At 46.8% G+C, this 3410-nt stretch carries 2 protein-coding genes and 5 tRNA genes; all 7 read left to right on the top strand.

Translation table 11 applies throughout. The features are described 5' to 3' along the window. The first annotated feature begins 98 nt into the window (after positions 1–98). Positions 99–174, top strand: a tRNA-Phe gene (locus tag L4D78_RS28100). A gap of 42 nt (positions 175–216) precedes the next feature. Beyond that, positions 217–292: transfer RNA gene (locus L4D78_RS28095), tRNA-Asn, on the top strand. Positions 293–579: 287 nt separating this feature from the next. After that, positions 580–2205 carry a methyl-accepting chemotaxis protein gene (locus L4D78_RS28090; RefSeq protein ID WP_428469975.1) on the top strand — a complete coding sequence of 542 codons (1626 nt, stop codon included), beginning with the start codon at positions 580–582 and terminating at the stop codon, positions 2203–2205. Positions 2206–2336: 131 nt separating this feature from the next. After that, on the top strand, positions 2337–2963 hold the full coding sequence (locus tag L4D78_RS28085; protein WP_428469974.1) for a glutathione S-transferase family protein: 627 nt from the start codon (positions 2337–2339) through the stop codon (positions 2961–2963). A 134-nt stretch (positions 2964–3097) separates the two neighbouring features. Beyond that, positions 3098–3173 (top strand) — tRNA-Phe (locus tag L4D78_RS28080). A 43-nt stretch (positions 3174–3216) separates the two neighbouring features. Beyond that, positions 3217–3292 (top strand) — tRNA-Asn (locus tag L4D78_RS28075). Positions 3293–3336: 44 nt separating this feature from the next. Beyond that, positions 3337–3409, top strand: a tRNA-Thr gene (locus L4D78_RS28070). The last annotated feature ends 1 nt before the right edge of the window (position 3410 follow it).

Genomic DNA, 3410 nt, shown 5'->3' with positions numbered 1-3410 from the left:
ATCAGTAGGTCACCAGTTCGACTCCGGTAGTCGGCACCATTCTTTAGCAAGTACTGCGTAAGCAGTGTTGCAAGAGTTAACACTTCGGTGTGACTTTTGCCTCGATAGCTCAGTCGGTAGAGCAGAGGATTGAAAATCCTCGTGTCGGTGGTTCGATTCCGCCTCGAGGCACCATTATTCATCCGATATGACTTGTCGTATTAGATAAAGAATAATTCCCCCTTAGTTCAGTTGGTAGAACGGCGGACTGTTAATCCGTATGTCGCAAGTTCAAGTCTTGCAGGGGGAGCCAAATAAGAAAGCCTTGTCTTCGGACGAGGCTTTTTTTATGCCTACGAGTTACCGAGCAAAGAATGTTTTTAGCTCGATGGGTTACCACAACCTCCCCCCCTTCCCTACAACGTTAATATTCCCACAACCCATAACTTTGCAGAGCACCATACCTATAACACATGAATCTGTAAGGCTTTGTCGCTAACCTATTGCTCAAACCGTCATTTTTAACCGTTTTGTTTTACAACGTAAAAGCAAAAGATTATAAGTATCAGCCTACTTTATAAACTCTGAAAAATAACAATTATGAAACTGAAGCATCAGGCCTACGCCTTATCGGCAATTATTTTTCTCGCGCTTGTCAGTATTAGCGCCACAGGATTATGGTCTCTTCGTATTGCCAGTGATTTTGATAACAAAGCAAGGGTGACAGAAGTCTTCAACAGCGCTTATAGCATTCTAACTGAAGTCGAGAAGATGGCCGTTGATGGCACGCTCGAAAAAAGTGACGCACAAGCGATGGCCGCTCGTTTACTACGTAACAACCTCTACAAAGACAATGAATATGTCTATGTTGTTGATGCTGACATGACATTTGTAGCTGCACCATTAGACCCGCAACTTCACGATACCAGCTTCAACGATTTTAAAGATGCTGACGGTAATAGTATTGGTCAGTTGATCCAGCGAGTACTGGGCAACAGCCACAATCAGCTGGTTGAGTACACTTGGCACCAGCAACTCCCTGACGGTAGCATTGAAAAGAAATTGTCTATCGCGAAGAAAACACCAATCTGGGGCTGGGTCGTCGGTACAGGGGTTGGCTATCAGGAAGTGAATGCGCGTTTCTGGTCAACCGCGCAATGGCAACTTATGCTTTGTTTCATTATCGCTGCCGCAATATTGGCGGTGCTCATATTCACAATTAAGCGCATGCTGGCCTTGCTCGGTGGCGAACCTAGCGATGTCCGCAATGCTGTTCAGGCCATTGCTGATGGCCAGATCCATACTCAGTTCTCAACGCAAGCGCCCCGTGACAGCCTCTACTTTGCAGTCCAGCAGATGAGCTATTCACTGGCGCAACAAGTACAAAATTTAGAACAATCCATGCATGCCCTACACCATGAACTTGATGAAACCCGCCATCGTTCAGGCCAAATTGCAACGTTGAGTGACACGCAGCAGCAATCGACCGAAATGATTGCGACAGCAATGACCGAGATGGCTTCATCGACAGCCAATGTTGCCGATGCTGCAAACGACAGTGCAGCTAGTACTAAAGATGCTGATCAACAGAGCCAGCGAACTCAGCGGCTTATTACGACCACCGTCGATCAAATCGCAGGGCTGGCTCAAGAGCTTAATACTGCCAGCCAAGCGGTATCTGATTTAGATACCGATGTACACAGTATTGCCAAAGTACTGGAAGTCATCGGTGATATTGCAGAGCAAACTAACCTACTCGCCCTAAATGCAGCGATTGAAGCCGCTCGGGCTGGTGAACAAGGTCGAGGCTTTGCTGTTGTCGCTGATGAAGTACGTAATCTTGCGGGCCGCACCCAAAACAGCACCAAAGAAATTCAGCAAATGATCGCAAACCTTCAGCAAGCATCGAAAAATGCAATCCAGACGATGGGGGTTTGTGCAACGACCAGCCAGACAACCGTTGAGCAATCTGAGGAAGCATCAGTGGCTCTTGGCCATATTGTGACATCGTTAGAATCAATTACCCAAATGAGCCACCATATTGCCAGTGCCGCCGCAGAGCAAACCCATGTCAGCAACGACATATCCGAGCGTATCAACTTGATTGATGACAGCGGACGACAGCTCAGTAACGTGGTTAGCCAAAGCCACCAGAGCACAGAGAACCTGTCAAAATTAGCTGGGGAGCTAAAAGGTTGGGTGAATAAATTTACCATCCACCGCTAAAGGGCCACATACGCCCCTTAACCCTTGGCGAGCACGACCGTTAATCACCATCAAAGACCACCTCCATACCGGGTGGTCTTTTTTAAGCTAAATTTAGTATTAACGTCACACTATTAGCTCAGGGATGATAAATGATCGCTTTGTATGGTTACCCTCGCACTCGCTCGTTACGCGTATCATGGTTGTTAGAAGAGCTGGGTGTTGAATGGCAATATCATCTGGTAGATTTCTCCCGAGGAGAACACCGCTCCCCGCAATATCTTGCCTTAAATTCTCATGGAAAAGTCCCTTGCTTAATTGATGGCTCAGCCGTTATGACAGAATCATCTGCGATCTGCCTCTACATCGCAGAGAAATATGGTCAACACTGGCTACCCGAGTCAGGCGGCCAAAATTCAGCCAAGCACCATGAATGGATTAGCTTCATCACATCAGAATTGGAACAACCATTATGGACGATGGGAAAGCACCGCTTCGCCCTGCCAGAATCTATTCGCCTGCCCGAAATGCTGCCTGTCGCGGCTTGGGAGTTAAAAAAAGCATTGCAAACAGCAGCAGCCAGAATGAAAGGTGATGAATACTTGCTTGGCCACTTCCCAACCGTTGCCGATATTTTATTAACCCACACATTGAACTGGGCGATAAAGTTTGAGCAAAAATTACCCCCCTCTTTAGAAAAATACCGTCAATTCGTCAGTCGACGCCCAGCTTTGTCTCGCGCCCTAGCCCTCGAACAACAAGCACTCATTGATAACTAGATTGAATCATCTGTTACTTTGAGCGCCAAAAAAGACCAAAAACCGAGCAAACAGACCAAAAAAAACAAGGTTGAATCTTTTTTATCAAAAAACCATTGACGAAAAGCAGGAAAACCTTTTTAATGCGCTCCGTTGCCTCGATAGCTCAGTCGGTAGAGCAGAGGATTGAAAATCCTCGTGTCGGTGGTTCGATTCCGCCTCGAGGCACCATTTCTTCTTTTTGATGAACATGGTGCAAGCAACGATAAGCAATTCCCCCTTAGTTCAGTTGGTAGAACGGCGGACTGTTAATCCGTATGTCGCAAGTTCAAGTCTTGCAAGGGGAGCCAAATCAGTGTTAGACCTTCGGGTTTAAGACGAAAAAGATTCGTGTGCCGACTTAGCTCAGTAGGTAGAGCAACTGACTTGTAATCAGTAGGTCACCAGTTCGACTCCGGTAGTCGGCAC

The sequence above is a fragment of the Photobacterium minamisatsumaniensis genome (assembly GCF_050336695.1).
Lineage (GTDB): Bacteria > Pseudomonadota > Gammaproteobacteria > Enterobacterales > Vibrionaceae > Photobacterium > Photobacterium minamisatsumaniensis.
The sequence above is the reverse complement of the archived record's forward strand: the minus strand, read 5'-3'. Positions and strand labels throughout refer to the sequence as shown.